This window comes from Streptomyces sp. bgisy027 (assembly GCF_057710365.1).
The window spans coordinates 36,351-57,722 of record NZ_JBYIVZ010000062.1; the positions used below are offsets into that span (position 1 = coordinate 36,351).

A 21,372-nucleotide genomic window follows, 5' to 3' on the forward strand; every position below is an offset into this window, starting at 1 on the left:
TCACGCCCCTGTGAGCTTCGCGAACTTCTCTTCGTAGGCCGTCTCTTCCTTCGAGCTCAGTGAGCGGAAGGCACGGGAGGCGGCCTGCATGGCCTTGTCGGGGAGGATCAGCGGGTTGTTCGCCGCGTCCTCGTCGATCTTCGCGAGCTCTTCCTTCACGCCGTCCACGGGACAGACGTAGTTGATGTAGGCGGCGAGCTCGGCGGCTGCCTTCGGCTCGTAGTAGTAGTCGATCAGCCGCTCGGCGTTCGTCTTGTGACGGGCCTTGTTGGGGACGAGCATGTTGTCGCTCGACGTCATGTAGCCGCTGTCCGGGATCAGGAAGTCGATGTCCGGGCTGTCGGCCTTCAGCTGTACGACGTCACCGGCCCAGGCCAGGCAGGCGGCGAAGTCGCCGCTGGTGAGGTCGGAGGTGTAGTCGTTGCCGGTGAACCGGCGGATCTGCTTGCTGTCGACGGCCTTCTGGAGCCGGGCGACGGCGGCGTCGTAGTCGTCGTCGGTGAACTTCGCCGGGTCCTTGTCCATGTCGAGCAGCGTCATGCCGATGGTGTCGCGCATCTCGGTGAGCAGGCCGACACGCCCCTTGAGCTTGGGGTTGTCGAGCAGGTCGGAGAGCGTCCTCACCTCGACGCCGTCGAGCGCCTTCTTGTTGTAGGCGATGACGGTCGAGATGCCCTGCCAGGGGTAGGAGTACGCCCGTCCCGGGTCCCAGTCGGGGTCGCGGAACTGCTGGGACAGGTTGGCGAAGGCGTGCGGCAGGTTCGAGGGGTCCAGTTTCTGGGCCCAGCCGAGGCGTATGAGACGTCCGGCAAGCCAGTCGGTGAGGACGACGATGTCCCGGCCGGTGTCCTGCCCGGCCGCCAGCTGCGGCTTGATCTTCCCGAAGAACTCGTTGTTGTCGTTGATGTCCTCGGTGTATTTGACCTTGATGCCGGTCCGCTTGGTGAACTGCTCCAGCGTCGGGTGGTGCTTGCCGCTGTCGTCGACGTCCATGTACTCGGTCCAGTTGGAGAAGGAGACCTCCTTCTCCTTGGCCGAGTGGTCCTCGGCGGACGTGCCGCCCTCGGTCTTGCCGGCCGCGGGGATCCCGCAGGCGCTGAGCGTGCCCAGGCCGCCCAGCGCGAGCGCGCCGCCCGCGGAGGCGCGCAGCAGGCTGCGGCGGGTCATGGCGGCCCTGCCGTTGCGGAGGCTGCGCCGCATGGCGGCCACTTGGGCCGGGGAGAGGCGGTCGGGCTCGTACTGCTCCATGCGCTTGATGCCCTTTCGGGAGGGGGGACGGCCGGGCGCGGGTCGGACGCCCGGCCGTGCCTGCTGATCTGGCTATCGGTCCCCGAAGACGGTGCGGTGCCAGTCCTTCGCGGCGACCGCGGTGTTGTCGAACATGACGTGCTTGATCTGGGTGTACTCCTCGAAGGAGTACGCGGACATGTCCTTGCCGAAGCCGGACGCCTTGTAGCCGCCGTGCGGCATCTCACTGATGATCGGGATGTGGTCGTTGACCCACACACAGCCCGCCTTGATCTCGCGGGTGGCGCGGTTCGCCCGGTAGACGTCGCGGCTCCACGCGGAGGCGGCCAGCCCGTACGGGGTGTCGTTGGCGAGCCGGATCCCCTCGTCGTCGCTGTCGAACGGGAGAACGACCAGTACCGGGCCGAAGATCTCGGACTGGACGATCTCGCTGTCCTGGGCGGCGTCGGCGACGAGCGTGGGCAGATAGTACGCGCCGTTCTCCAGCTCGCCCTTCGGCGCGGCGCCGCCGGTCACCACACGCGCGTAGCCACGCGCACGCCCGACGAAGCCGGCGACCCGGTCGCGCTGGACGTGGGAGATGAGCGGCCCGAGGTCGGTGCCCACCGCGAACGGGTCGCCGAGCCTGACGCTCTCCATGAGCTCGGCGGTGCGCTCGACGAACGCCTCGTACAGCGGCCGCTGCACGTACGCGCGTGTGGCGGCCGTGCAGTCCTGCCCGGTGTTGATGAGCGAGCCCGCGACGGCGCCGTGGGCGGCGGCCTCCAGGTCGGCGTCGTCGAAGACCACGAACGGCGCCTTGCCGCCGAGCTCCAGGTGGATCCGCTTGACGGTGGCGGTCGCGATCTCGGCGACGCGCCTGCCGACGGCGGTGGAGCCGGTGAAGGAGGTCATGGCGACGTCGGGGTGACCGACGAGGTGTTCGCCGGCTTCCTTGCCGGTGCCGGTGACGATGTTGACGACACCGTCCGGGATGCCGGCGTCGGTGGCGGCCTGCGCGAACAGGAGCGAGGTCAGCGGGGTGAGCTCGGCGGGTTTCAGCACGATGGTGTTGCCGGCGGCGATCGCCGGGAGGATCTTCCAGGCGGCCATCTGGAGGGGGTAGTTCCAGGGGGCGATCGAGCCGACGACACCGATGGGTTCGCGGCGTACGTACGAGGTGTGGTCGCCGGAGTACTCGCCGGCCGACTGACCCTGGAGGTGACGGGCGGCACCGGCGAAGAAGGCGGTGTTGTCGATCGTCCCCGGGACGTCGAACTCACGCGTCAGCTTCAGCGGCTTGCCGCACTGGAGGGACTCCGCGCGGGCGAATTCCTCGGCGCGGTCGGCGAGCACGGCGGCGAAGCGGTGCAGCGCGTCGGAACGCTCGCCGGGGGTGGCGCCGGACCAGCCGGGGAAGGCGGCCCGGGCGGCGGCGACCGCCGCGTCGACGTCATCCGCACCGGCCAGGTCGTACGTGTACACCTCCTCGCCGGTGGCGGGGTCGACGACGGCGTGCGTACGCCCCGAGGTCCCCTTCGCGTACCGGCCCGCGATGAACTGCGCGCCGTCCGCGAATCGGTCCTGGGCCGCGAATCGGTCCGGGGTGTCGGTGCCCGGGTTGTGCATGTCGCTCCCTCCGTGCCCCATCAGAGGCCGGCGTGGCTCGGGCTCGAATTGAGTGCCGATCCTGACAGAGCAGAGGGACTCCAACAAGTGATTCCGTTGTTGCCTTTTGGTTACGCGACGGAATCTGTCGACCAGGTGTCGAGTAGGCCCGGAAAACCGAGGACGGAATGTCGGTGGTGCGTGCCAGACTCGGCCACATGGCGAAGATCGATTCTTGGGACGTCCTGGTCCAGGAGGTCCGCTCGGGGGCGAGAGTCAGGTATCTCCACTTCTGGGGACACCGCCCGCTGCCCGACGGCCGGGTCGGCGCGAGCTGTCTGAGTCAGTGGTGGCCGTCGCCGTTCGCGGTGTCCGGCGTGTCGTACGCGACCGCCGAGCACTGGATGATGGCGGAGAAGGCGCGGCTCTTCTCGGACCCGGACGCGGAGCGGCAGGTCCTGGCCGCGGAGCACCCGTCCCTGGCGAAGAAGGCCGGGCGGCTGGTGCGGGGGTTCGACAACGCGGCGTGGGAACGGGAGCGGTTCCGCATAGTCGTCGAGGGTTCGGTCCACAAATTCGGTGCGCACCCGGAGCTGAGGGCATTCCTGCTGGGGACCGGGGACCGCGTACTGGTCGAGGCGAGCCCGGTGGACCGGGTGTGGGGCATCGGCCTGGCGGCACGGGACGACGGGGCCGGCGATCCCGAGCGGTGGCGGGGGCCGAACCTGCTGGGGTTCGCGCTGATGGAGGCGCGGGAGCGGCTGCGTCCGGATTTCTAGCCGGTCCGACGCCTCCCCTACAGCCTCGTCGAGATCACCAGCACCAGCATGCCCAGGCCCAGGGCCACGCCCGCCGCGCCACAGATGATCCCGGCCAGCGCCTGCCCCGGATTCGTCGCCTCGCCGCGACGCGCCTTGCCGCGCCCGATCGCCCCGAAGATCACGGCGAGGACGCCCACCACGATGGCCACCGGCCACAGGCAGAAGATCACGGCGGAGATGATCCCGAGCACCAGCCCGGCCGTCCCCATGCCGTTGCTCGGCAGGGGGTGCATCCCGGGCCAGCCGTAGTGACCGGGGCCACCCGGGCCGGGAGCGGGATAGCCGGGACCGCCAGCCGGATGACCGGCCCCGCCCGGATAGCCGTACGGAACCTGCCCGGGCCCGTCGGGCGCGATCGGCGGCGGAGGGACGGGCTCGCCGTGGGTGGCGTGAGGAACGGACGCCGTCGGCGGCACGAAGGGGTTCACCGGCGTGGCACCCGGCGGCGCGAACGGATCGGGCGCGGGCCGCGGAGCCGGTGACGGATTCACCCACTGCGGCGCGGGCACGGCATCCTGCGGCTCCCCCGCCGGACCCGCGGCCGGCATCGACGTGACCGTCCGCTGGTCGTGCACGGAGGGCGCGGCCCAGGCCGGAGTGTCGTTCGGGACAAGAGTGTGCCCGGGCCCCGCGGGCTCGGCCGGACGCGGCGGCGCGGCCTGCTTGTCGAGCGAGGTCTTCGACGCCTCCCCCGACACCTCCGGCGCTTCCGGCGTCTGCGCGTCGTCGGACATGCGCGGGATCCCCTCTGTCGTACGTCCCGTCATGCTAAGGCCCTGGCATCACCGCCGCGGGCCCGGCCTACGATGATCCCCGAGTCACCGATCAGCCGATCACCGCGCCCCGCCGGCCACGAACCGGACGGAGGGCGCCGTTCCGGGGAGGAACCTTGACCGACCGTCTCGTCGACGCCCGCGTCCCGCGCGATCTGCACGCCTTCATCGCCGGACTGCCCAAGGCCGAACTGCACGTCCACCACGTCGGTTCCGCCTCCCCCCGGATCGTCGCGGAACTCGCCGCCCGCCACCCCGACTCCAAGGTCCCCACCGACCCGGAGGCCCTGGCGGACTACTTCACCTTCACGGACTTCGCCCACTTCATCGACGTGTACCTGTCCGTCGTGGACCTGATCCGCACCCCGGAGGACGTACGGCTGCTGACGTACGAGGTGGCGCGTGACCTGGCCCGGCAGCAGGTGCGCTACGCCGAGCTGACCATCACGCCGTTCTCCTCGACCCGCCGCGGCATAGACGAGCGCGCCTTCATGGCGGCGATCGAGGACGCCCGCAAGGCGGCCGAGGCCGAGTTCGGCACCGTGCTGCGCTGGTGCTTCGACATCCCCGGCGAGGCAGGTCTGGAATCCGCCGAGGAGACCGCGCGGCTCGCCACCGACGACCGGCTGCGCCCGGAGGGCCTGGTCTCCTTCGGGCTCGGCGGGCCCGAGATCGGCGTACCGAGGCCGCAGTTCAAGCCGTACTTCGACCGGGCCGTCGCCGCCGGGCTGCACTCGGTGCCGCACGCCGGTGAGACGACCGGTCCGGAGACGGTCTGGGACGCCCTCACCCACCTGCGCGCCGAGCGCATCGGGCACGGCACCAGCTCCGCGCAGGACCCGAAGCTGCTGGCCCATCTGGCCGAGCACCGGATCGCGCTGGAGGTGTGCCCGACCTCCAACATCGCCACGCGCGCGGTGCGCACCCTGGACGAGCACCCGATCAGGGAATTCGCGAAGGCCGGGATCATCGTCACGATCAACTCCGACGACCCGCCCATGTTCGGCACCGACCTCAACAACGAGTACGCGGTCGCCGCCCGCCTCCTCGACCTCGACGAGCGGGGTCTGGCCGACCTCGCGAAGAACGCCGTGACCGCGTCCTTCCTCGACGAGACCGGCAAGGCCCGGATCGCCGAGGAGATCGACACGTACACGGCCGGGTGGCTCGCGCCCTGAGCCACCCGGCCCGCACGTCTCCACGCCGGCCCCTCCCCTCCAGAATGTCCTCATGCTGAACGTGACCGCCGTGGCCCACCGCGGCGACCCCTACCGGGTCCGCGAGAACACGCTCGACTCCCTGCGCTCCGCGCTCGCCCTGGGCGCGGACGCGGTGGAGGTCGATGTGCGCCTCACCAGGGACGGCGTGCCCGTACTGCTGCACGACGAGACGCTGAAGCGGCTGTGGGAGCAGGACCGGCCGCTGCGCGCGCTGTCGGCGGCCGAGGTGCGGGGGCTGACGGCGGGCGGGGTGCCGACGCTGGCCGAGGCCCTCGCGGTGTGCCAGGGAACCCGGGTGATGCTCGACCTGCCGGGCAGGCCCGATGTCCGGGCGGCCCGCAAGATCGCGGACGTCGTGCGGGAGTGCGGGGCCCGGGACCGCGTGTACTACTGCGCGGACGCCGCCGCCATGCTCGCCGTGCGGGAGGCCGACCCGACCGCGGAGATCGCCCTGACCTGGACGACGCTGGCACCGCCGCGGCCCGCCCTGCTGGACGCGGTGCGCCCGCGCTGGCTGAACTACCGTTTCGCCCTGGTCGACCACGCCCTCGCCCAGCGCGTCCACCGGGGCGGCCATCTGCTGTCCGTGTGGACCCCGGACACCGGCCGCTCGATCCGCCGGCTGCTGGAAATCGGCGTCGACTCGATCACCACGAACCGCCTCGATGTGCTCCTGGGCCTGCGCGGAACCTGAGCGCGGTCCGGCAGCGCCCTGAAGGGCGCGGGGAACCGCGCGGCCGGCCACGACGCCGCCGCGGCCGAGCGCCAACGTGCCCCACGCGGAGCCCCGCACACCTAGACGCGCGAGCGTTGCGCCACCGTCGCCGGATCGGTGGGCGTCTCGCGGGTGACGTACTGCGGGACCGGCGCGGTGTCCCGGCCGGTGTCACGGACGAGGCCGTAGCGGATCGCGCCCTGGTCGGGGCCGGTCCGCACGTCCTTGTCGGCCGCCTCCCAGGTGGACGGAAAAACGATCACGCCGTAGTCGGCGCCCCGTTCGTTCTGGTGGAGCGTGACCGAGCCGTCGAGGTAGAAGTACTCGTTCTGCCACATCTGCTGGGCGCCGTCCGGCAGGACCGTGTAGCCGGTGGCGGGGCTGCCCATCCCGGTGGTGTCCGGCCCGGTGGTGTCGTCCATACGCCGGCCGCCGCCGGACGCGACATGGAACAGCTCGCCCTTCAGGCCGGTCCAGGTCGGCATGACCAGCGCGCCCGGCCGTGACTGCGGGGAGATCTGCCAGCGCACCAGGACATAGCCCTGGCCGCTGAGCGTCACGGCTTCCCCCCGGTGCTGCATGACGGCCTTCGCGCCCCAGGTGCTGGTGATGCCGGACTCGGGGCGGTGCGGCAGGACCCCGGGCGCGGAGTTCGGATCCGGGGCCGGCTCGACGGCATCGACGACCGTGCCGTACAGGCCGGCCTTCCGCGTCGGTGACGGCGTCGTGGAGAGGGACGGCGCGGGCGTGGACGTCGGTGTCGCGGGGAGCGCGGGCGACGGCGTGCGGGCCGTGCTCGATGCCGTGGGGACCGTGACGCGCGGCGGCGTGTCCGGCGGCTGCGTCACGACGTAGGCGCCGCCCGCGACGAGCGTCGCGCCGGCCGTCACCGCGACGGCCGGCTGCGTGAGGGCGGCCATCGCCTTGGCTGACCAGCCGACGGAGGCCGCCGTCGCCGCGGCCGCCGTCTTGCCGCCGAACGCCAGGGACAGCGTGAAGCCGACGGGGACGGGGACGAGTGCGATGCCGACGAGCAGGCGTTCCGCCGGTACGACGGCCTCGGGGGTGTCGCCGCAGTAGCCGCAGCCCCTGATGTGCCGGGCCAGCCGCTTGCGCCAGACCGAGTCGGGGCGGCCGCTGAAGCGGGCGGTCAGCTCACGCAGGCCGGGGCAGGCGCCGTCCAGCGCCCGCACGATGCCGCGCGCGGTCTCCAGCCGCTCCTTGACGCGCTGCACGCGCACCGCGGCGTGCCGCCGGCCGATCCCGGCCGCGTCGGCCAGCTCGCGCCGGGTCAGCTCGCCCGCGACCTCCAGCCACCACAGCGCCAGCAGTTGCCGGTCCTCCCCGTCCAGCCAGCGCACCGCCTCCGCGGCCTCGCGCCGCTGGCCTTCCAACTGGAGCCGCAGCACGGTCAGTTCGGCGAAGTCGCCGGCCTCCTGCGCGGCGGACTCGTCGAGTTGCACGTGCTGTCTGCGGCGGGCGCGGTCCCGTATCTGCCGCATGGCGATGGCGACGAGCCAGGAGCGGAAGCTGTCCGGGTCCCGCAGCGAGCCGAGACTGCCGACGGCGCGCACCATGGTCTCCTGGACGACGTCGTCGACGTCGGCGTGGCCGTTCAGGGCCCGCCCGACCACGTTGTAGACCAGCGGCAGCCAGCCCTCGACCAGCTCGTCCAGCGCCTGCCGGTCCCCGGTCTGCGCCGCCTCGATGGTGGAGCGCCACTCGGAGATCACATTCCGCTTCTGGTACGGGCGGGACATCGCGGGCTCCCGAGTATGGGGGGTGGGGACGCGAAGGAGACGGGACAGCGAGGGCGGCGATAACACTTTTTGATGCTGCCGCTCGGCCCTCCACGAGGGTCCGCCGCCGGGCCCGTAAGGACCATCCCCCACAACACCCTTGCCCCGTAAGGCACTTGCTCCGGGATCGCCCAGGGTCCGAGCCCCTCCTCACCGACGATCCGGCCGGGCCCGAACCGCCCGACGATGATCGCGTACCTCCCACCGACCTCAGGAGCAGTCGATGCCCGTACGCCCGCTTCCCGCCCTCCTCACCTCCGCGCTCGCCCTGACCCTGACCGTGCTGTCGCCGGCCGGTACGGCGTCGGCGCGGCCCGCACCGCCCTCGTCCTGCTCCGCGCGTGCGGTGGAGGCCGCCTCGCCGGACGGCCCGGACGTGCGGGCCCTGTGCGCCGCACTGGCGGGGCTGCCCGACCAGGACGCCACGGCCGCCCTGATCCGGGTGGGCGGCAAGGGCAGCTGGCACGGCGCGGCCGGCGTGCGGGACATGCGGACCGGGGCGCCGGTGCTGGAGAACGCCCGGTTCCGCGCCGGTTCGACGACGAAGATCGTGACCTCGGCGATCGTGCTGCATCTCGCCGCCGAGGGACGGATCTCGCTCGACGGGACCGTGCAGCAGTACCTGCCGGGGCTGCTCACGGAGGACTTCGCGCCCATCACCGTACGGCAGTTGCTGAACTTCACCAGCGGCCTGCAGCCGGGGGCGTCCCTCGGCGAGGACGTCGACGGCGGCTACTCGCACCGCTTCGAGACGCTGACCCCCGAGGAGGTGGTGGCCGCTTCGGTCGCGAAGGGCCCCGACCCGGACCACGCGCCCGGCGAGTTCCAGCGGTACGGCAACATCCACTACACCGTGCTGGGCCTGCTGGTCGAGAAGGTCACCGGCGACTCCTACGCCCATCAGGCGGCCGTACGGATCTTCCGCCCGCTCGGCATGCGGCACACCTCGCTCCCGGCGGGCCCCGACCCGCGGATCCACGGGCCGCACAACCGCGGCTACGACTGGATCGACGGCAGGCTGGTCGACGTGACCGAGTGGAACATGTCCGACCGGTTCGCGGCCGGCGACCTGATCTCCACCACGGCCGACCTGGAGCGGCTGCTGTTCGCCCTGTTCCGCGGTCAGGTGGTGCCCGAGCCGCAGCTGACGGAGATGTTCACGGTCCCCGACATCGACGGGGCCACGATGGGCGCCGGGCTGGAGCGCTTCGAGCTGGGCGGCAAGGAGATCTGGGGCAAGACGGGTGCCCGGCCCGGCTATCACACCGTGATCGCGGCCACCCGTGACCTGTCCCGGACACTCGTGTACTCCGTCAACTCCACCGACGCGAAGGGCGACGGCCTGGCCATCGCCCAGCGCTTCGCCTTCCCCGCGTTCAACCGCTGACTGCGGCAGCGGCCGGGGGCGCCGCCGGCTCGGTCAGCGCCTCCAGCCGCTTGATCCTCCCGCGCACGACGTACAGCGGGATCACCCCGAAAACGCCGAAGGACATGTCGATCACCGACCACCACAGCGGGATGTCGCGGATCGGCCCGCAGATCAGGGCCAGCGGGATGATGCCGGCGCAGGCGATCATCCCGAACTCGACGACCCAGATGTTGCGGACGGGGTCACGGTAGGGCCCGTAGAAGGCGACGGCGATGACGAGGTGGGCGAAGGCCAGCCAGTCCGTGCCGTAGAGCAGGAACGGATACTCGGCGTCGGCGGTGTCGAGGCCGCGGCGGACGCGCTCGATCCAGTCCATCAGGCCGGGCAGGTGATCCGGCACGGACAGGGCACGCAACAGGTCCTCGGTCCAGCGCAGTTCGTGGACGAGGGGGAAGGCCGTGGCGCCGCTGAGCACCAGGCAGACGACGAAGAAGGCCAGCCAGACACGGATGCCCTTGAGCAGGGCGGCTCTGTCGCTCATGGGGGCAGCGTACGCCTGGAGTTGAACACGTTCAAAACAGATACTTGCAGTACAGCCCGAACTGGCGGCCACATGCGGCATGTACCTGCCCGGCCCTACGATGTCCGCCGACGAGGGAGGACGCATGGGCCTGGACCTGAGCGAACGGGCTTACCGGGGGCAACGATGGGCGGCACGGGCCTCCCTGGCCGCGGCGGGGCTCGCGGTGCTCGTGCCGCTCGCCTACGGCGGGGTCGGCGGCGTGCTGCTGCTGGTGGCCGGAGTGGCGGGCCTGGGGATCGGCATGGTCGCGGCGTGGTGGACGCTGACGCTGCGCGGACCGCTGCGCTGGGTGGCCGGCGTGGTGGCGCTGGCCGTACCGGCCGCCGTGATCGCGCTGTTCGCGGCCACCCTGTTCTGGGCGCTGCTGGCGTCCGTGGCGCTGTGGACGGTGGCCGTGTGGAGCGGCCGGTACGCGCTGCGGGGCACGGGCAGCCCGCGGGTACGGGTGATGCGGGGGCACAGGGCGGCACCGCCGCGACGGGCTGTCCTGATCATGAACCCGCGCTCGGGCGGCGGGAAGGTGGACCGCTTCGGGCTCAAGGAGAAGGCGGAACGGCTCGGCGCCGAGGTCGTCCTCCTCGACCCCGACGAGCACCAGGACGTCACCGCCCTGGCCCGCAAGGCCGTTTCGGAAGGCGCGGATCTGCTGGGCGTCGCGGGCGGGGACGGCACCCAGGCGCTGGTCGCGGCCGTCGCCGCCGCGTACGACATCCCGTTCCTGGTGATCAGCGCCGGCACCCGCAACCACTTCGCCATGGACCTCGGCCTCGACCGCGAGGACCCCGCCGCCTGCCTCGACGCGCTCACCGACGGGGTGGAGCTGCGCGTCGACCTGGGCTTCGCGGGCGGCCGGCCCTTCGTCAACAACGCCTCCTTCGGGGCGTACGCGGCCATCGTGCAGAGCCCCGGCTACCGCGACGACAAGATCGGCACCAGCCTGGAGCTGCTGCCCGACCTGCTCACCCGGCAGCAGGGCCCGCTGCTGACCGTCCGGGCGGCGGGCACCACGCTCGAGGCTCCGCACGCCGTGCTGGTCAGCAACAACCCCTACCGCACGGACGACCCCTTCGGGCTCGGCCGCCGCGACCGCCTGGACGCCGCCGTTCTCGGCGTCCTCGGCATCAGGGTGGACAGCGCGGCCGAGGCGGCCGCCCTGCTCCTGGACCCCGCGCCGCCCGGCCTCAGCATCCTGACCGCGACCGAGGTGGTCGTCGACGCCGACCTCGACGAGATCGAGGCCGGCATCGACGGCGAGGCCCTCGTCCTGCCCACCCCGGTCCACATCCGCATCACCTCGGGCGCCCTGCGCGTCCGCGTCCCCCGCAAACGCCCCGGTGTCCCCCGGCGCAGCCCCCGCCTGGACTGGCGCCGGCTGCGCAAACTGGCGGCGACGGTGGGTCGTACGGCGGTGCACCGGCAGGGACACCGGTAGGAGCACCGGCAGGAACGCCCGTAGGAGCACCGGCAGAAGGCCGCCTACAACCCCGCGATCGCGTTCCACCGCTGGGCGAACTCCACCCGCTCCTGCGATGTGATGTCCCGCGCGATGGCGAGGCGTTCGCGCATCGCCTTGTCGGGGAAGATCAGCGGGTCCTCGGCCAGGGCGGCCGTCTCCTCGTCCTCGGCCGAGGCGAGCACGTCCCGGGCGGCGGGGACCGGGCAGACGTAGTTGACCCAGGTCGCCAGTTCGGCGGCCACCTCGGGCTCGTAGTAGTAGTCGATCAGCCGCTCGGCATTGGCCTTGTGGCGGGCGAGGTTGGGGACCATCAGGGACTCCGACCACAGCTCGGCGCCCTCCTCGGGGACGACGAACCGGATGTCGGGGTCGTCCGCCTGGAGCTGGATCACATCGCCGGAGTACGCCTGACAGGCCAGGACGTCGCCGCCGGACAGGTCCTTGATGTAGTCGTTGCCGGTGAAGCGGCGGATCTGGCCCCGGCCGATCTGCTTCTCCACCTGGTCGCAGATCTGGTGGAAGTCGTCCGCCGTCCAGCGGGTGATGTCGACTCCGTTGCCCTGCATGAGCAGGGCGAACGCCTCGTCGAGCCCGGAGAGCAGCGTGACCCGGCCCTTCAGGTCGCTCGCCCACAGATCGGAGACCTGGCGGATCTCGCGGCCCAGCCGGCGGCGGTTGTACGCGATGCCGGTGATGCCGGACTGCCACGGCACGGTGAACTTCCGTCCCGGGTCGAAGGCCGGTGAACGCAGCAGCGGGTCCAGGTACTTCGTCACGTTCGGCTGACGGGCCCGGTCCAGCTCCTGCACCCAGCCCAGCCGTACGAACCGGGCGCACATCCAGTCGCTGATGACGATCAGGTCGCGGCCGGTGCGCTGGTGGTTCATCAGGGCGGGGCTGATCTTGCCGAAGAACTCGTCGTTGTCGTTGATCTCCTCGACGTAGTCGACGGAGATGCCCGTGCGCTTCTCGAACGCCTCCAGCGTGGGCCGGCGCGTGGCGTCCTCGTCGTCCGTGTCGATGTACAGCGGCCAGTTCGCCCAGTCGAGCCGCTTGTCGGTGGCGGAGACATCGGTGGCGGCCCGGTCGGCGGGCGACACATAGGCGGGCCGCACACCGCATCCGGCGAGCCCGCCGAGCAGGGTGCCCGCACCCAGCGTGCGCAGCAGATTCCGGCGGGACAGCGGGGAGTTCATCGATGGGAGGGCCATTGCCGCAGCATGCCGCCGCCACCGAGGGCCCTGCAATGGACGCCCCGTCGAGCGGAACGGCCCCTGACCGACACCCTGTCGATCACACGCTGAAGGGGCGCGGGGAACTGCGCAACCAGCCCCCACGCCCCCGCGGCCGAAATACGGCCTACGACCTACGACCTACGCGTCCAGGGACGTCATCACGTGCTTGATCCGCGTGTAGTCGTCGAAGCCGTACGCCGAGAGGTCCTTGCCGTAGCCGGACTTCTTGAACCCGCCGTGCGGCATCTCCGCGACCAGCGGGATGTGCGTGTTGATCCACACGCAGCCGAAGTCCAGTGCCTTGGACATCCGCATCGCGCGCCCGTGGTCCTTGGTCCACACCGACGACGCCAGCGCGTACTCGACGCCGTTCGCCCACTGGACGGCCTGCGCCTCGTCCGAGAAGGACTGCACGGTGATGACCGGCCCGAAGACCTCCTTCTGGACGATCTCGTCGTCCTGCTTCAGCCCGGACACGACGGTCGGCGCGTAGAAGTACCCCTTGTCACCGACCTGGTGACCGCCGGCCTCGACCTTGGCGTGCGCGGGCAGCCGCTCGATGAACCCGGAGACCTGCTTGAGCTGGTTGGGGTTGTTGAGGGGACCGAAGAGCACGTCCTCGTCGTCCGGCCGGCCCGTCTTGGTGTCGGCGGCGGCCTTCGCGAGCGCCTGCACGAACTCGTCGTGGATGGACTCGTGGACGAGGACGCGCGTGGCGGCCGTACAGTCCTGGCCGGCGTTGAAGAAGCCCGCGACGGAGATGTCCTCGACGGCCTTGGCGATGTCGGTGTCCTCGAAGACGACGACGGGCGCCTTGCCGCCGAGCTCCAGGTGGACCCGCTTGAGGTCCTTCGACGCGGACTCGGCGACCGACATGCCGGCGCGCACGGAACCGGTGATGGAGGCCATCGCGGGGGTCGGGTGCTCGACCATGAGGCGGCCGGTGTCACGGTCGCCGGTGATGACGTTGAAGACGCCCTTGGGCAGGACCGAACCGATGATCTCGGCGATCAGGACCGTCGACGCCGGCGTCGTGTCCGACGGCTTCAGGACGACCGTGTTGCCCGCGGCGAGGGCCGGGGCGAACTTCCACACGGCCATCATCATCGGGTAGTTCCAGGGCGCGACCTGCGCGCAGACGCCGATCGGCTCACGGCGCACGATGGAGGTCAGGCCCTCCATGTACTCACCGGCCGAGCGGCCCTCCAGCATCCGCGCCGCGCCGGCGAAGAAGCGGATCTGGTCGACCATCGGCGGGATCTCCTCGGACCGCGTGAGCCCGATCGGCTTGCCGGTGTTCTCCACCTCGGCGGCGATCAGGTCCTCGGCGCGCTCCTCGAACGCGTCCGCGATCTTCAGCAGAGCCTTCTGGCGCTCGGCGGGGGTGGCGTCGCGCCAGGCGGGGAAGGCGCGCGCGGCGGCCTCCATCGCGGCGTCGACGTCCGCCTGCCCGGACAGCGGCGCGGTCGCGTACGCCTCGCCCGTCGCGGGGTTGACCACCTCGGTGGTCCGTCCGTCGGCGGCGTCCCTGAACTCACCGTCGATGTAGTTGCGCAGACGACGCAGCTCGGTGCTCACTGCCGGCCCTCCTGTCAGGTGAAACTGTCCATTCTCTGAGACACCCACCCTAATCGTCCGGCCCACGTTTTCAACACCCCCGCTGGCGCCACTTCTGCGAAATCCGCAGGTCTCAGTCACGTAAACAACGAATTTCATCGCCTCGGCCTTGCGGAACTGTCGAGACGTCGTGCACAGTGACGTCGTGGCCAGTCGAAGCGCAGAGCACAGGGACTCCCGCGAGTCCAGGAACGGCGGCGGCCCCACGCTGGACGCCGTCTCCCTAGCCATCATCGAACAACTTCAGGAGGACGGCCGCCGGCCGTACGCCGCCATCGGCAAGGCCGTGGGCCTGTCCGAGGCGGCCGTGCGCCAGCGCGTCCAGAAGCTGCTCGACCAGGGCGTCATGCAGATCGTCGCCGTCACGGACCCGCTCACCGTGGGCTTCCGGCGGCAGGCGATGGTCGGCGTGAACGTCGAGGGCGACGTGGAGTCCGTGGCCGACGCGCTGACCGCCATGTCCGAATGCGAGTACGTGGTGATGACCGCCGGGTCCTTCGACCTGATGGTGGAGATCGTCTGCGAGGACGACGACCACCTCCTGGAGGTCATCAACAGACGCATCCGGGCCGTCCCCGGAGTGCGCTCGACGGAGAGCTTCGTCTATCTCAAGCTCAAGAAGCAGACCTACATGTGGGGAACCCGATAACCGTGAGGACCCGATAACCGTGAGCACCGACACCCCTCAGGACCTCAGCAGGACCGCGTACGACCACTTGTGGATGCACTTCACGCGTATGTCCTCGTACGAGAAGGCTCCCGTCCCGACCATCGTCCGGGGCGAGGGCACCTACATCTACGACGACAAGGGCAGGCGCTACCTCGACGGTCTCGCCGGCCTGTTCGTGGTCCAGGCCGGTCACGGCCGCGTCGAGCTGGCCGAGACCGCGTTCAAGCAGGCCCAGGAGCTGGCGTTCTTCCCGGTGTGGTCCTACGCCCACCCGAAGGCGGTCGAGCTGGCGGAGCGGCTGGCCGACGAGGCGCCGGGCGATCTCAACAAGGTCTTCTTCACCACCGGCGGCGGCGAGGCGGTGGAGACCGCCTGGAAGCTCGCCAAGCAGTACTTCAAGCTGGTCGGCAAGCCCACCAAGCACAAGGTGATCTCGCGTGCCGTCGCCTACCACGGCACCCCGCAGGGCGCCCTGTCCATCACCGGCCTGCCGGGCCTGAAGGCCCCCTTCGAGCCGCTGGTGCCGGGTGCGCACAAGGTCCCGAACACCAACATCTACCGCGCCCCGATCTTCGGCGACGACCCGGAGGCCTTCGGCCGCTGGGCCGCCGACCAGATCGAGCAGCAGATCCTCTTCGAGGGCCCGGACACGGTCGCCGCGGTCTTCCTGGAGCCGGTGCAGAACGCGGGCGGCTGCTTCCCGCCCCCGCCCGGCTACTTCCAGCGGGTGCGCGAGATCTGCGACCAGTACGACGTGCTGCTGGTGTCGGACGAGGTCATCTGCGCCTTCGGGCGCCTGGGCACGACGTTCGCCTGCGACAAGTTCGGCTACGTCCCGGACATGATCACCTGCGCCAAGGGCATGACCTCGGGCTACTCCCCGATCGGCGCCTGCATCATCTCCGACCGCCTGGCCGAGCCCTTCTACAAGGGCGACAACACCTTCCTGCACGGCTACACCTTCGGCGGCCACCCGGTCTCCGCGGCCGTGGGCATCGCCAACCTCGACCTGTTCGAGCGCGAGGGCCTCAACAAGCACGTCCTCGACAACGAGGGCGCCTTCCGCGGCACGCTGGAGAAGCTGTACGACCTGCCGATCGTCGGCGACGTCCGCGGCAACGGCTTCTTCTACGGCATCGAGCTGGTGAAGGACAGGGCCACCAAGGAGTCCTTCAACGACGAGGAGACCGAGCGCGTCCTGTACGGCTTCCTCTCCAAGAAGCTCTTCGAGAACGGCCTGTACTGCCGTGCGGACGACCGCGGCGACCCGGTCATCCAGCTCGCCCCGCCGCTGATCTCCAACCAGGAGACGTTCGACGAGATCGAGCAGATTCTGCGCGAGACGCTGTCGGAGGCGTGGACGAAGCTGTGACCCCCGACCGATCCTCCGCCGCCCCGCGGCCGGAATGATCAACACACCGGCCCCGGTGCCGCCCGTTCGAGTGAGACACGGCGGCCCGGGGCCCTGTGCTGTCCCGGCTTCGGGCGACGACTGCCTAGCGTGCCAGTGACCGATCGGCCCAGCCTTCGTTCCCCCGCACGGGGGAACGAAGAACGGGAAAACGGATCAGAACCGAGGTGTACGCCATGGTGGCCCCGCCGGACAACGACGTGCTCTGGGCACGTGCCCTGCACTTCTCGTACCACGACGGCTCGCCCGCGCTCAGCGGGGTCTCGCTCGGCGTCCAGGAGGGGGAGATCCTCGCCGTCCTCGGTCCACGCGGCAGCGGCAAGACCGCCCTGCTGCGCTGTCTGTCCGGCCTGGCCCCGGCGGGGCGCGGCGAGGTCTGGTTCAACAGCGTGCCGGTGCACACGATGGGCCCGGTGGCCCGCGAGCGGCTGCGCCGGGACCGGTTCGCCTGGGTCGACACCGCGCCGTCGCTCGTTCCCGAGCTGAACGTCTGGGAGAACACGGCCCTGCCGCTGATGCTGCGCGGCACCAGCCGCCGCCGCGCCAAGAAGGCCGCGCTGGAGTGGCTGGAGCGCCTGGACGTGGGTGAGGTCGCCCGCAGGCGCCCGCACCAGCTGGTCCAGGCCGTACGTCAGCGCGTCTGCATCGCCCGTGCGCTGGCTCCCTCGCCGACGGTGCTGTTCGCCGACGAGCCGACGGCACCCCTGCACCGTGCCGACCGAACGCACGTGCTGCGCACCCTGACGACGGCCGCCCGCTCGCACGGCATCACCGTGGTGCTCGCCAGCCATGACGCGGACACGGCAGCCCTCGCCGACCGAAGCGTGACACTGCTGGACGGGCGGCGCGTGAACACGGTGCAACTGCCTCCGGTCGCCGAGGCGGAAGGCCGGGCCGCGTGCTCGCTCTCCGTCTGACCCGCGGCGCCCACCCCCCCGTACAGCTGCGCCGGCTGCTCGTCGCGGCGGCGTCGGCGGGCACGGGCTTCCTGTTGCTGTCCGCCCTCGGCTACGCGATGTCGCACCCGGACTCCCCCGCCGCAGCCACGCTCAGGCTGGCCTGGTGCGCACCCCCGCTGGCCGCGACGATCCACCTCGCGGTGGCGGTGGCCCGCACGGACCCCGGCACCAGACCGCGCCCCGGCCTGGCGGCGGCCGGCCTCGGACCGGGTCGGCTCATGCTGGTCTCCGCCACCACGACGGCCCTGTCCTGCCTGCTCGGCTCGATGCTGGCCCTCCTGGTCTTCCTGCACCTGAGGGGCGATCTGACGGGCATGCCCTTCGACGGCGACGCCTCCCGGTTCCTGGCGGCGGACAGCCCCCTGCCGCTGCCGGCCGCCCTGACACTCCTGGCCCTGACACCGGCACTGGCGTCGGCCGCGGTCGCCCTGCTGCTGCGCCCGAAGCACGCCGCGCCCGCCGCGACGAAGGCGAGGGCACGGCCGTACGGCCGCTTCGGGGTGTCCGGCAGATCGGCCGACCGCGAGACGTTCGGGGCCTACGGGCGGTTCGGGGCACGGCTGCGGGGTGCGGTACGCGGCGGCGCGACCACGCCAGACACCGCCTCGGCCGAGCGTACGGCCGCGCCCGCCCCGGCAGGCCGGCCGCCCGGGGCCGCGCAGAACGGCGGCGCGGCGCAAGCGCCTGCCGACGTCCCGGCCCCCGCGACGGCCGAGGAGAACGGCAGTCGGCAGACGCCGGACGACCTGACCCACTTCCCGGTGCCCCGCAAACCCCCGGCGGGCCTCCCCTGGGGCATCACCGTCCTCACCGCGGGCCTGGCCGTGGAGACCTACGCCGGCCGCGTCACCGCCGACGACACGCTCGCCCTCCCCACGGCCCTGCCCACCGGCCCCACCGCGGTCCTGGTCGGCTGGGTACTCGCGGCCGTCGGCCTCGCCCTCGCGGCACCGGGCCTCACCCATCTCTGCGGCCGGGTGCTCCAGGCCGTACGGCCGGGGCCGCTCCGGCTCCTGGCGGGCCGCGGCCTCATGGCGGAAGCCACCCGGATCGGCCGCCCCCTCGGTGTCGTCTGCGCGGTGGCCGCCGCCGTCCACGCCATGGCCCCCCGGTCCGGCTCCGCGGCCACCGACGCCATCGGCCCCCTCTCCGCCCTCGGCGCGACCGTGGTCGCCGGCGCGACCGTGACCACCCTCTTCATGGCCGCGCTGGAGGCCAGGCAGGCCCGCGCCGACACCACGGCCGCGCTGCTGCGCCTCGGCGCGCCGACCACGATGCTCCGCGGCGCCGCCGCCCTGCGCACCGGCGTCCTGCTGGCCGTCTTCGGCCCCCTGACCCTGATCGTGGCGGAGCTGGCAGCACTGCCGCTGGCCGCCCGCTGAGGCGGCCACCGCGGTCGTTCGCGGACGTCCCGAGGAACTCGTGGGAAAAAATCTCCACCGGGCGATGAGTTCCGGCCGGCCCGCCGGTCTACCCCACCGAACAGCAACCACCGTGATGGGAGAGACCACGATGAGCGCCCCCGCCTACCAGCAGATGATCTTCGTCAACCTGCCCGTGAACGACCTCGACGCGTCGAAGAAGTTCTTCACGGGACTGGGTTACTCGATCAACGCGCAGTTCAGCGACGAGAACGCGGCGTCCGTCGTGATCAGCGACACCATCGTCGCGATGCTGCTCACCAAGCCGTTCTACTCGACCTTCACCAAGAAGGAGATCGCAGACGCCACGACGACCAGCGAGGTGCTGATCTGTCTGAGCGCCGAGAGCCGCGACAAGGTGGACGAGCTGGTCGAGAAGGCGGTCACCGCCGGCGGCACCGCGTCGGACAAGGTCCAGGACATGGGCTTCATGTACGGCCGCGCCTTCGACGACCTCGACGGCCACACCTGGGAGGTCGTGTGGATGGACCCGTCGGCCGTCGAGGGCTGACAACCGCCGTACGACACAGGGTGCCTAGCATGGGCGGGTGCAGACGATGCCCGCCCATGCGGCCCACCACGACGACCATGAGATAGAGACGCTCCAGGAGTTCGACGCGATCGTCTCGGCGCGCGGCTCCCTCGCCGGATTCCGTGTCCAGGCAGTCGACCTGACGGACCGTACGCGCGAACTGCTCACCGCGGACACCACCGGTGCCGTCTTCCTCGGCTGCGCGATGCGCGAGGAGGCGGCCGCGAAGATCCGCACCGGCGGCGCCCTGGTCTTCCCCCCGGTTCCGGACCTCCCCTTCGACCCGTACCGGGGCCTGGTCTACTCCCCCGACGAACTCTTCACCTCCCTCGCGGACGGCTACGAGAGCACCCCCGACGCCCAGGCCTACGCCTGGTTCCAGCGCACGAAGGCCGACCGCGACGTCTACGCCTCCATGCTCCGCGCCATCCACGACGACTCCATCTCGGACGCGCTCGACGAACTCCTGTCCGGCGCCCGGGTGGTGGGCGTGATGGGCGGGCACGCGATGCGCCGCGGCACGCAGGAGTACGAGGGTGCCGCGCGGCTCGGCCGGGAGCTGACCCGCGCCGGTCTCACCGTCGCCACCGGCGGCGGCCCGGGCGCGATGGAGGCCGCCAATCTCGGCGCGTACGCCGCCCCGCTCGACGACGGGATGCTCATCGACGCGCTCCGACTCCTGGCCAAGGCACCGGCGTTCACGCCCTCGATCACCGACTGGGCGTCGGCCGCCTTCGAGGTGCGCGCCCGCTGGCCCAAGGGCGGCCGCTCCGTCGGCATCCCGACCTGGTTCTACGGCCACGAGCCGCCGAACCCCTTCGCCTCGCACATCGCGAAGTACTTCGCCAACGCCACCCGCGAGGACGGCCTGCTGGCCCGCTCCGGCGCGGGCGTCGTCTTCCTGCCGGGAGCCGCCGGGACCGTACAGGAGATCTTCGACAACGCCACGCCCAACTACTACGAGTCGCGCGGCGAACCGACCCCGATGGTGCTCGTCGACCGTGCGCACTGGACGGAGCGGCTGCCGGCCTGGCCACTGCTCAAGTCCCTTGCCCGGGAACGGTCGATGGAGGCCCGGATCGCCCTGGTCGACCGGATCGAGGAGGCGCCGGAGGCGTTGAAACGCCTCGGCTGTTAATAAGAGGGCAAAGCCAACGCCTGTAGGCTGCATATGCGTTGACACTCCTTATGCCACGCTTATAGACCTGTGAGACTCCTGGGGACGGTGATGTCGCGTCACCGGCCCCCTCCGAACCCCCCTCAGTGGTGCAACTCCCGTAAAGGACAAACGTGTCCATAAACCGCCGTACTGTCGCGCGTTCCGTGCGCGCTCTGAGTGTCGCCTCCGCAGCGGCCGCACTCGCGCTCTCCGCCGCGGGCACCGCGCTCGCGTGCAACATCAGTGAATTCTCCGCCGAAGCCAAGTGCGACGGCGACAAGGGCGTCATCACCGTCACCGATGTGGACCCCAGCGGTGTCCCGGCGACCATCACGGTGTTCCTCCAGAACAACGGCGCCGATCTGAAGAAGGTCGGTGAGCAGGTGGTCAAGGGCTCCCGCGAGGGCGTCACCATCACCTTCGCCGAGGACTGGAAGCCGGACGCCGAGTACCGCGTCCACGTCAAGGCGGCCGGCTATGTCGACGAGGACATCAAGCCGAACCTGACGACCCCGTCCACGGCCTGCAAGAAGGAGGAGCCGCCGGCTCCGTCGGACACCCCGACTCCGTCGGCCCCCGCCTCGACCCCGGCCGAGGAGACCGACTCGCCGACCCCGACCCCGTCGGAGAGCGACAGCACCCCTCCCGCGAGCAGCGCCCCGTCCCCCGCGGCCGGTGACTCCAACCTCGCCGAGACCGGTGCGAACTCCAACACCGGCATGATCGCGGGCATCGCGGTCGGCCTGGTCGCCCTCGGCGGCGGCGCGGTCTTCTTCGGCCTGCGCCGACGCGGCGCG

The 21,372-nt window shown here is 71.3% G+C and carries 19 protein-coding genes; 12 read left to right on the forward strand and 7 right to left on the reverse strand.

From position 1 onward, the window contains the following. Together AC3ETA_RS40820 and AC3ETA_RS40825 are read right to left on the reverse strand one after the other, a co-directional pair. Positions 1-1,248, reverse strand: coding sequence for a polyamine ABC transporter substrate-binding protein (locus AC3ETA_RS40820; protein ID WP_432197960.1), 1,248 nt, complete (start codon positions 1,246-1,248; stop codon positions 1-3). A 72-nt stretch (positions 1,249-1,320) separates the two neighbouring features. Beyond that, the gene (locus tag AC3ETA_RS40825) at positions 1,321-2,856 is read right to left on the reverse strand and encodes a gamma-aminobutyraldehyde dehydrogenase (RefSeq protein ID WP_432197961.1); all 1,536 of its coding nucleotides are present in this window, start codon (positions 2,854-2,856) and stop codon (positions 1,321-1,323) included. 167 nt (positions 2,857-3,023) lie between these two features. Here AC3ETA_RS40825 and ybiA point away from each other — a divergent pair, with 167 nt between their 5' ends. Next, positions 3,024-3,614 carry a riboflavin biosynthesis intermediates N-glycosidase gene (gene ybiA / locus AC3ETA_RS40830; protein ID WP_432197962.1) on the forward strand — a complete coding sequence of 197 codons (591 nt, stop codon included), beginning with the start codon at positions 3,024-3,026 and terminating at the stop codon, positions 3,612-3,614. A 17-nt stretch (positions 3,615-3,631) separates the two neighbouring features. Here the strand turns inward: ybiA and AC3ETA_RS40835 are convergent, their stop codons facing one another. Then, positions 3,632-4,390 (reverse strand): DUF4190 domain-containing protein, encoded by a 759-nt coding sequence (locus tag AC3ETA_RS40835; RefSeq protein ID WP_432197963.1) that lies wholly within the window; start codon positions 4,388-4,390, stop codon positions 3,632-3,634. A gap of 98 nt (positions 4,391-4,488) precedes the next feature. Between AC3ETA_RS40835 and AC3ETA_RS40840 the strand changes: the two genes are divergently transcribed. Beyond that, complete coding sequence (locus AC3ETA_RS40840; RefSeq protein ID WP_432197978.1) at positions 4,489-5,607, forward strand: adenosine deaminase; 1,119 nt, start codon at positions 4,489-4,491, stop codon at positions 5,605-5,607. A 52-nt stretch (positions 5,608-5,659) separates the two neighbouring features. After that, positions 5,660-6,343 (forward strand): glycerophosphodiester phosphodiesterase, encoded by a 684-nt coding sequence (locus AC3ETA_RS40845; RefSeq protein ID WP_432197964.1) that lies wholly within the window; start codon positions 5,660-5,662, stop codon positions 6,341-6,343. A gap of 101 nt (positions 6,344-6,444) precedes the next feature. Here AC3ETA_RS40845 and AC3ETA_RS40850 read toward each other — a convergent pair whose 3' ends face one another. Next, a complete protein-coding gene (locus AC3ETA_RS40850; RefSeq protein ID WP_432197965.1) occupies positions 6,445-8,124 on the reverse strand; it encodes a sigma-70 family RNA polymerase sigma factor in 1,680 nt (559 codons plus the stop codon). 262 nt (positions 8,125-8,386) lie between these two features. On the opposite strand from AC3ETA_RS40850, the gene AC3ETA_RS40855 reads away from it, so the two are divergent. After that, entirely contained in the window at positions 8,387-9,550 is a 1,164-nt protein-coding gene (locus tag AC3ETA_RS40855) for a serine hydrolase domain-containing protein (RefSeq protein ID WP_432197966.1), read from the forward strand. Here AC3ETA_RS40855 and AC3ETA_RS40860 read toward each other — a convergent pair. After that, positions 9,540-10,073, reverse strand: a complete 534-nt coding sequence (locus AC3ETA_RS40860) for a hypothetical protein (RefSeq protein WP_432197967.1) — start codon at positions 10,071-10,073, stop codon at positions 9,540-9,542. The genes AC3ETA_RS40855 and AC3ETA_RS40860 overlap by 11 nt on opposite strands. Before the next feature lie 124 nt (positions 10,074-10,197). Here AC3ETA_RS40860 and AC3ETA_RS40865 point away from each other — a divergent pair, with 124 nt between their 5' ends. Beyond that, on the forward strand, positions 10,198-11,547 hold the full coding sequence (locus AC3ETA_RS40865; RefSeq protein ID WP_432197968.1) for a diacylglycerol/lipid kinase family protein: 1,350 nt from the start codon (positions 10,198-10,200) through the stop codon (positions 11,545-11,547). A gap of 44 nt (positions 11,548-11,591) precedes the next feature. Here AC3ETA_RS40865 and AC3ETA_RS40870 read toward each other — a convergent pair whose 3' ends face one another. Then, positions 11,592-12,782 carry a polyamine ABC transporter substrate-binding protein gene (locus AC3ETA_RS40870; RefSeq protein WP_432197969.1) on the reverse strand — a complete coding sequence of 397 codons (1,191 nt, stop codon included), beginning with the start codon at positions 12,780-12,782 and terminating at the stop codon, positions 11,592-11,594. Between the two features lie 162 nt (positions 12,783-12,944). Beyond that, the gene (locus tag AC3ETA_RS40875; RefSeq protein WP_432197970.1) at positions 12,945-14,384 is read right to left on the reverse strand and encodes a gamma-aminobutyraldehyde dehydrogenase; all 1,440 of its coding nucleotides are present in this window, start codon (positions 14,382-14,384) and stop codon (positions 12,945-12,947) included. A 169-nt stretch (positions 14,385-14,553) separates the two neighbouring features. Between AC3ETA_RS40875 and AC3ETA_RS40880 the strand changes: the two genes are divergently transcribed. The 7 genes from AC3ETA_RS40880 to AC3ETA_RS40910 form a co-directional block, all read left to right on the forward strand. Beyond that, positions 14,554-15,072 carry an Lrp/AsnC family transcriptional regulator gene (locus tag AC3ETA_RS40880; RefSeq protein WP_126903147.1) on the forward strand — a complete coding sequence of 173 codons (519 nt, stop codon included), beginning with the start codon at positions 14,554-14,556 and terminating at the stop codon, positions 15,070-15,072. Between the two features lie 19 nt (positions 15,073-15,091). Continuing rightward, positions 15,092-16,465: an aspartate aminotransferase family protein gene (locus AC3ETA_RS40885; RefSeq protein ID WP_432197971.1), complete on the forward strand. Its 1,374-nt coding sequence runs from the start codon at positions 15,092-15,094 to the stop codon at positions 16,463-16,465. Positions 16,466-16,680: 215 nt separating this feature from the next. Next, on the forward strand, positions 16,681-17,421 hold the full coding sequence (locus AC3ETA_RS40890) for an ABC transporter ATP-binding protein (RefSeq protein WP_432197972.1): 741 nt from the start codon (positions 16,681-16,683) through the stop codon (positions 17,419-17,421). Continuing rightward, the gene (locus tag AC3ETA_RS40895; protein WP_432197973.1) at positions 17,403-18,845 is read left to right on the forward strand and encodes a hypothetical protein; all 1,443 of its coding nucleotides are present in this window, start codon (positions 17,403-17,405) and stop codon (positions 18,843-18,845) included. The genes AC3ETA_RS40890 and AC3ETA_RS40895 overlap by 19 nt, the downstream gene beginning before the upstream one ends. A gap of 130 nt (positions 18,846-18,975) precedes the next feature. Then, a complete protein-coding gene (locus tag AC3ETA_RS40900; RefSeq protein WP_432197974.1) occupies positions 18,976-19,395 on the forward strand; it encodes a VOC family protein in 420 nt (139 codons plus the stop codon). A gap of 37 nt (positions 19,396-19,432) precedes the next feature. Next, positions 19,433-20,554, forward strand: a complete 1,122-nt coding sequence (locus tag AC3ETA_RS40905) for an LOG family protein (RefSeq protein WP_432197975.1) — start codon at positions 19,433-19,435, stop codon at positions 20,552-20,554. Between the two features lie 185 nt (positions 20,555-20,739). Beyond that, the coding region (locus tag AC3ETA_RS40910; protein WP_432197976.1) for an LAETG motif-containing sortase-dependent surface protein at positions 20,740-21,372 on the forward strand (633 nt) is incomplete at its 3' end.

What these genes read in the sequence shown, in the direction of transcription:
- AC3ETA_RS40820 (WP_432197960.1), bottom strand. Translation starts at nt 1,248, where the DNA reads ATGGAGCAGTACGAGCCCGACCGCCTCTCCCCGGCCCAAGTGGCCGCC.
- AC3ETA_RS40825 (WP_432197961.1), bottom strand. Translation starts at nt 2,856, where the DNA reads ATGCACAACCCGGGCACCGACACCCCGGACCGATTCGCGGCCCAGGAC.
- ybiA (WP_432197962.1), top strand. Translation starts at nt 3,024, where the DNA reads ATGTCGGTGGTGCGTGCCAGACTCGGCCACATGGCGAAGATCGATTCT.
- AC3ETA_RS40835 (WP_432197963.1), bottom strand. Translation starts at nt 4,390, where the DNA reads ATGTCCGACGACGCGCAGACGCCGGAAGCGCCGGAGGTGTCGGGGGAG.
- AC3ETA_RS40845 (WP_432197964.1), top strand. Translation starts at nt 5,660, where the DNA reads ATGCTGAACGTGACCGCCGTGGCCCACCGCGGCGACCCCTACCGGGTC.
- AC3ETA_RS40850 (WP_432197965.1), bottom strand. Translation starts at nt 8,124, where the DNA reads ATGTCCCGCCCGTACCAGAAGCGGAATGTGATCTCCGAGTGGCGCTCC.
- AC3ETA_RS40855 (WP_432197966.1), top strand. Translation starts at nt 8,387, where the DNA reads ATGCCCGTACGCCCGCTTCCCGCCCTCCTCACCTCCGCGCTCGCCCTG.
- AC3ETA_RS40860 (WP_432197967.1), bottom strand. Translation starts at nt 10,073, where the DNA reads ATGAGCGACAGAGCCGCCCTGCTCAAGGGCATCCGTGTCTGGCTGGCC.
- AC3ETA_RS40865 (WP_432197968.1), top strand. Translation starts at nt 10,198, where the DNA reads ATGGGCCTGGACCTGAGCGAACGGGCTTACCGGGGGCAACGATGGGCG.
- AC3ETA_RS40870 (WP_432197969.1), bottom strand. Translation starts at nt 12,782, where the DNA reads ATGGCCCTCCCATCGATGAACTCCCCGCTGTCCCGCCGGAATCTGCTG.
- AC3ETA_RS40890 (WP_432197972.1), top strand. Translation starts at nt 16,681, where the DNA reads ATGGTGGCCCCGCCGGACAACGACGTGCTCTGGGCACGTGCCCTGCAC.
- AC3ETA_RS40900 (WP_432197974.1), top strand. Translation starts at nt 18,976, where the DNA reads ATGAGCGCCCCCGCCTACCAGCAGATGATCTTCGTCAACCTGCCCGTG.